The following is a 5,158-nucleotide window of genomic DNA, read 5'->3' as shown; positions in this document are numbered from 1 at the left end:
GATGGACGTCATGATGCCCGGCATGAACGGGGTCGAGAGCTTCCTGGAGATCCGCAAGATCAAGCCCGACGCCAAGGTCTTCATGATGACCGGCTTCAGCGTTCAGCAGCTTCTGACCCAAGCGATCGAGAACGGCGCGCTCGGTGTGTTCGACAAGCCGGTCAACATGGAGAAGCTGATGGCCTCGCTGGAGGACATCAAGCCCGAGGGCCTGGTCCTGCTGGCCGACGACGATCCGAATTTCCGGTCGATGATGGAAGATCTGCTGCGCCAGAACGGTTACAACGTCTGCGTCGCGCAGACTGGCGAAGAGGCGATCCAGAAGGGCCTGGACGAGGACGTCGACATCATGGTGCTCGACCTCCAGATGCCCGTGCTCAACGGGCTCGAAGCCTACCTCGACCTCAAGAAGCGCGGCCGGGCGAAGCCGACGATCGTGGTCACCGGGCACGCCGACGAGGAGACCGAAGCGATCGACACGCTGCGGGACATGACCTCGACCGGCGTCCTGGTCAAGCCGTTCGACCCGACCCAGCTCTTGAAGGCGCTGGAGACCATCTCCCAGCGCGGCGGCGCCCCGGCGAACGGCGCGGCCCCGGCGTCTCCGCCCGAGGCTACAGCCGCGGCCACGGCGGCCAAGCGGAACGTCACCCGACACTCCTTCCCGACCGCCAACTGACCGCCGTCAGCCCTTCACCGGAACGGTGTAGTTGAGCGCCAGTCGCCCGCCGTCCGGGTAGATGATCTGTCCGGTCAGGTAGCTCGAATCCTCGGTCGCCAGGAACACCGCGATTTTGCCGACTTCCTCGGGCTCGCCGAACCGGCCCAGGGGCGTACGGCACAGGGCGCCGCGGGCTTTCTCCGGATCGTTCAGGACCGCCTGGGCCATCTCGGTCGCGATCGAGCCGGGCCCGATGCCGTTGACCCGGATGCCGTGATCGGCCAGCGCCAGCGCCATGACCTTGGTCAGCTGGTTGACGCCGCCCTTGGCGGCGACATAGGGCGTGATGCTGGGGATCGCCATGACCGCGTTGACCGACGACATGGTGATGATGGTGCCGCCGTGGCCTTGGGCGATCATGCGGCGCGCGGCCGCCTGGCAGGTCAGGAAGACGCCCTTGAGGTTGACCCGGATGACTCGGTCGAAGTCGGCCTCCTCGAGTTCGAGAAAATCCGCCGCGTGGACGATCCCGGCGTTGGCGACCACGCAGTCGAGGTCCCCGTAGGCCGCCAGCGTCTTGTCGAAGAGCTGCTCGACCGAGGCCTTGTCGCCGACGTCGCAGGCTACGAAGACCGCGTCGCCGCCGGACTCTTGAAGCGATTCGGCGGCCCTTTCGCCGGTCTCCTCCTCTAGGTCGGCGAGCACCACCTTGGCGCCCTCGGCGACGAAGCACTTGGCGCAGGCCAGCCCTATGCCGCGCGCCGCTCCGGTGATCACGGCCACCTTGCCCTTCATACGCATCGGTTCTCCCCTCAAATCGTCCAGCCTCCAACACGTCGCCGCGAGGCGCCCTTCGTCGTCACGTGCGGAATGCGACGACCCGGCAATTTCAACGGCATTGTCGCCTACCGGCAAGGGGACTTGCAGCAGTTGCCTAGTAATCGCTGCCAGTTTCTCCCGCTAAAGTAGCTTGCGCGCGCGACTTTGGCTCCATATCTTGAGATCGAGCCTCAAAGGATCCACGTCGTGTCCAGGATGGCAGCGAAGAGACAATCAGGAGTGGCGGCGAGGCTCTCCGCCCGGAGCGCTTTGGTTCTGGGACTGGTTCTCGTGACCGCCGCGGCCCACGCGGGCTCGGATGATCCGGCCATCGGCGATCCCTTGCTTTTGCCTGATGCAGAGCAGGAAACCAGCGACTTCAGCGTCAATCTCAGCGCGGCGGAGTGGAACGACGGCTCGGAATTCTGGCGGCTGCCGGAGCGAGGCGCCGGTCCGGGTCTCGGCTTCTTCACGCCCCGCATCGGCGCCCTTCCCGTAGGCCCATCCTATTTCCCGTCTGCAGGTCTCGGGTCCCAATCGTTCGGGGGCCAGACCGGCGGGCAGGACGAGGGGGACTTCGCCCTCAGTCTGAACCTGTCCGAGACGTTCGGCTCGGTGAACGTCGGGCTCGGCGGCGGGATTCACAGCGCGCGGATCACCGAGAACGACGGCACGGCGCTCGGCGGGGCTTCGGACGACGCGCTGCGCGGCTATGGCATCAACCTCAATCTGGGCTACGGCGGTTTCACGGTGAGCGGCGCCTACGCCCGCGAGGCCTCCAGCGGGCTGGTCGACGGCGACGTCTGGGACGCCGGCATCGCCTACGACACGGGCTCCTGGGCCTTCGGCCTGAACTATCTCTACAGCGAGTTCGAGGCCAGCTCGCCAGCGCTGCAGGCCGAAGACGAGGTCCAGGCCATCTCCGGCGAAGTGAGCTACTCCATAGGCCCGGGCTTCTCCGCCCGTGCCGCCCTGAGCCACGCCCAGTGGGAGGATTCCTCCGGCGAGCTGACCCGCGGCACCCTGGGCATCCTCGGCTTGCGCTACAACTTCTAGGTCCCGCCGCGAAGGCTCAGTCCTTGGCGTAGCCGATTCCCCTCAGGGCGTCGGAGATCTCGTCCAGGATTAGAGGGTCGTCGATCGTCGCCGGCATCTTGTAAGTCTCGCCGTCGGCGATCTTGCGCATGGTGCCGCGCAGGATCTTGCCCGATCTGGTCTTGGGCAGGCGCTGGACCACGGTTGCCGACTTGAAGGCGGCGACCGGGCCGATCTGCTGGCGCACCATCTTGACCACCTCTGTGGCGATTTCGTCGTCGGACCGCTCGACCCCGGCCTTGAGCACCATGAAGCCGACCGGAAGCTGGCCCTTCAGCCGGTCGGCCACGCCGATCACCGCGCATTCGGCGACGTCGGGGTGGGCCGCCAGGACCTCCTCCATTGCGCCGGTCGAGAGCCGGTGCCCCGCGACGTTGATGATGTCGTCGGTGCGGGCCATCACGAAGACATAGCCCTCCTCGTCGATGTAGCCCGCATCGCCGGTCTCGTAGTAGCCCGGGAAGGTGGTGAGGTAGGCTTGGCGGAAACGCGCCTCCGCGTTCCACAGGGTCGGCGTGCAGCCGGGCGGCATGGGCAGCTTGGCGGCGAGCGCGCCGATGTCGCCGGCCTTGACCTCCTCGCCCTCGGCATCGAGCGCGCGCAGGTCCCACCCGGGGACCGGTCGGGTCGGCGAGCCGGCCTTGACCGGCAGCTGCTCGATACCCAGGCAGTTGGCCGCAATCGACCAGCCGGTCTCGGTCTGCCACCAGTGATCGATTACCGGAACCTTCAGCTTCTCCTCGGCCCAGTGGAGGGTGTCGGGATCGCAGCGTTCGCCGGCCAGGAAGAGGGTGCGGAACTTGGAGAGGTCGTAGTCCGCGATCAGCTTGCCGTCAGGGTCCTTCTGCTTGATGGCGCGGAAGGCGGTCGGCGCGGTGAACATGGAGACCACGCCGTGCTCGGCGATGACCCGCCAGAAGGCGCCGGCGTCGGGCGTGCCGACCGGCTTGCCCTCGTAGAGCACGGTGGTGTTGCCGTGCAGCAGGGGCGCGTAGACGATATAGGAGTGGCCGACCACCCAGCCGACGTCGGAGGCGGCCCAGTAGACCTCGCCCGGATTGACGTCGTAGATGTTCTTCATCGACCAGTGCAGCACCACGGCGTGGCCGCCGTTGTCGCGCACGATGCCCTTGGGCTGGCCCGTCGTGCCCGAGGTGTAGAGGATGTAGAGCGGGTCGGTCGCCGCGATCGGCACGCAGTCGTGCGGGCTCGCGCTGGCCATGGCCTCGCTCCAGTCGTGGTCGCGGCCCGCAATCATTGCGGCCTCGGCCATGGGTCGCTGCAGGATGACGCAGTGGTCCGGCTTGTGGCCGGCGAGCTCGATCGCCTGGTCGAGCAGAGGCTTGTACTCGACCACCCGGCCCGGCTCGATCCCGCAGGAGGCCGAGACGATGGCCTTGGGCTGGCAATCGTCGATCCGTGTCGCCAGCTCGTTGGCCGCGAAGCCGCCGAACACGACGGAATGGACCGCGCCCAGGCGGGCGCAGGCCAGCATGGCCATCGCCGCCTCGGGTATCATGGGCATGTAGAGGATGACCCGGTCGCCCTTGGCGACGCCCAGACCGGCCAGCACGCCGGCCAGGCGCGCGACCTCGTCGCGCAGCTCGCGGTAGGTATAGGTCCGCTTGGTCTCGGTGACCGGGCTGTCGTAGATCAGCGCCGCCTGCTCGCCGCGGTCGCCGTCGGCGTGGCGGTCGAGCGCGTTGTAGCAGGTGTTGAGCTGGCCGCCGGCGAACCAGCGGTAGACCGGGGCCGCCGAGCCGTCGACCACCTTGTCCCAGCGTTTCTCCCAGTGAATGCCCTCGGCCGCCTCGGCCCAGAACCCCTCAGGATCGCTCAGTGAGCGCCCGTGCACCTCGTCGAAACGGCCCATGTCTCCCCCCTTGCTCTCTGATCTTCGTCCCGGATTTTGACCCAAGAATGCGGCATCTGCCCCAGCGGCGCAATTGCGCGGCGGCCTAAGGATGCGATCATTTGCTTAGAGGATCCACAAAACCGCCATGACCTGGATCATGGGAGGTGCCGCCCCGGCGGGGCGGGAAAGCGCCGGGGCTCCTGCCTGGAGCCCCGGCGCCCGCCGCTGCGGCCGTGACGGATTGTCGGTCACGGCCGCACCTCACCCTTGGGACCGCTTGGGGCCCTTGGGATCGATCCGGACCAGATCGGTCAGAACGCCGTCGAGGCCGTTGCCGACGATGACGTTGCCGACCTTCTCCGAGACCTTCTCGAGCGCCTCCAACTCCTTCAGCCGCAGGAGGAGCGGGTTGTCCTCCATCAGCTTCGCGGTGTTGAGGAGGGACCGCGTCGCCGCCGTCTCCTCCCGGCGCTTGATCACGTTGGCCTGGGCGGTCTTCTCGGCTTCGATCACCCGGTTCATCAGCTCCCGGACTTCGCCGGGCAGGATGATGTCCTTGATCCCCACCGAAGAGACCTCCAGTCCGGACTCGGCCAGCTTGGGCACGAGCCGGCCCGAGAGCGCCTCGTTGATCTCGAGCTTGTCGCTCAAGACCTCCTCCAGCGTCCGCGTGCCGATCGCCTGTCGGAGGGCGAACTGGACCTCCTTGTAGAGAGCGTCCTTGAGGT

5 protein-coding genes are annotated in these 5,158 nt (G+C 67.2%); 2 read left to right on the top strand and 3 right to left on the bottom strand.

The genetic code is table 11. The annotated features are described in order from the left end of the window. A partial coding sequence (locus tag QNJ67_23740) for a response regulator (protein ID MDJ0612002.1) occupies positions 1-679 on the top strand: 679 nt, incomplete at its 5' end. A gap of 6 nt (positions 680-685) precedes the next feature. Here QNJ67_23740 and QNJ67_23735 read toward each other — a convergent pair. Then, positions 686-1,462: an SDR family NAD(P)-dependent oxidoreductase gene (locus QNJ67_23735; GenBank protein MDJ0612001.1), complete on the bottom strand. Its 777-nt coding sequence runs from the start codon at positions 1,460-1,462 to the stop codon at positions 686-688. 258 nt (positions 1,463-1,720) lie between these two features. On the opposite strand from QNJ67_23735, the gene QNJ67_23730 reads away from it, so the two are divergent. After that, positions 1,721-2,536, top strand: coding sequence for a porin (locus QNJ67_23730; protein MDJ0612000.1), 816 nt, complete (start codon positions 1,721-1,723; stop codon positions 2,534-2,536). 16 nt (positions 2,537-2,552) lie between these two features. On the opposite strand, the gene QNJ67_23725 is transcribed toward QNJ67_23730, so the two are convergent. After that, positions 2,553-4,448 carry a propionyl-CoA synthetase gene (locus tag QNJ67_23725; protein ID MDJ0611999.1) on the bottom strand — a complete coding sequence of 632 codons (1,896 nt, stop codon included), beginning with the start codon at positions 4,446-4,448 and terminating at the stop codon, positions 2,553-2,555. Between the two features lie 243 nt (positions 4,449-4,691). Beyond that, a partial coding sequence (locus QNJ67_23720) for a slipin family protein (GenBank protein MDJ0611998.1) occupies positions 4,692-5,158 on the bottom strand: 467 nt, incomplete at its 5' end.

The sequence above is a fragment of the Kiloniellales bacterium genome, assembly GCA_030064845.1.
Lineage (GTDB): Bacteria > Pseudomonadota > Alphaproteobacteria > Kiloniellales > JAKSDN01 > JASJEC01.
This window is presented reverse-complemented; position numbering and strand designations above follow the sequence as displayed.

What these genes read in the sequence shown, in the direction of transcription:
- QNJ67_23735 (MDJ0612001.1), bottom strand. Translation starts at nt 1,462, where the DNA reads ATGCGTATGAAGGGCAAGGTGGCCGTGATCACCGGAGCGGCGCGCGGC.
- QNJ67_23725 (MDJ0611999.1), bottom strand. Translation starts at nt 4,448, where the DNA reads ATGGGCCGTTTCGACGAGGTGCACGGGCGCTCACTGAGCGATCCTGAG.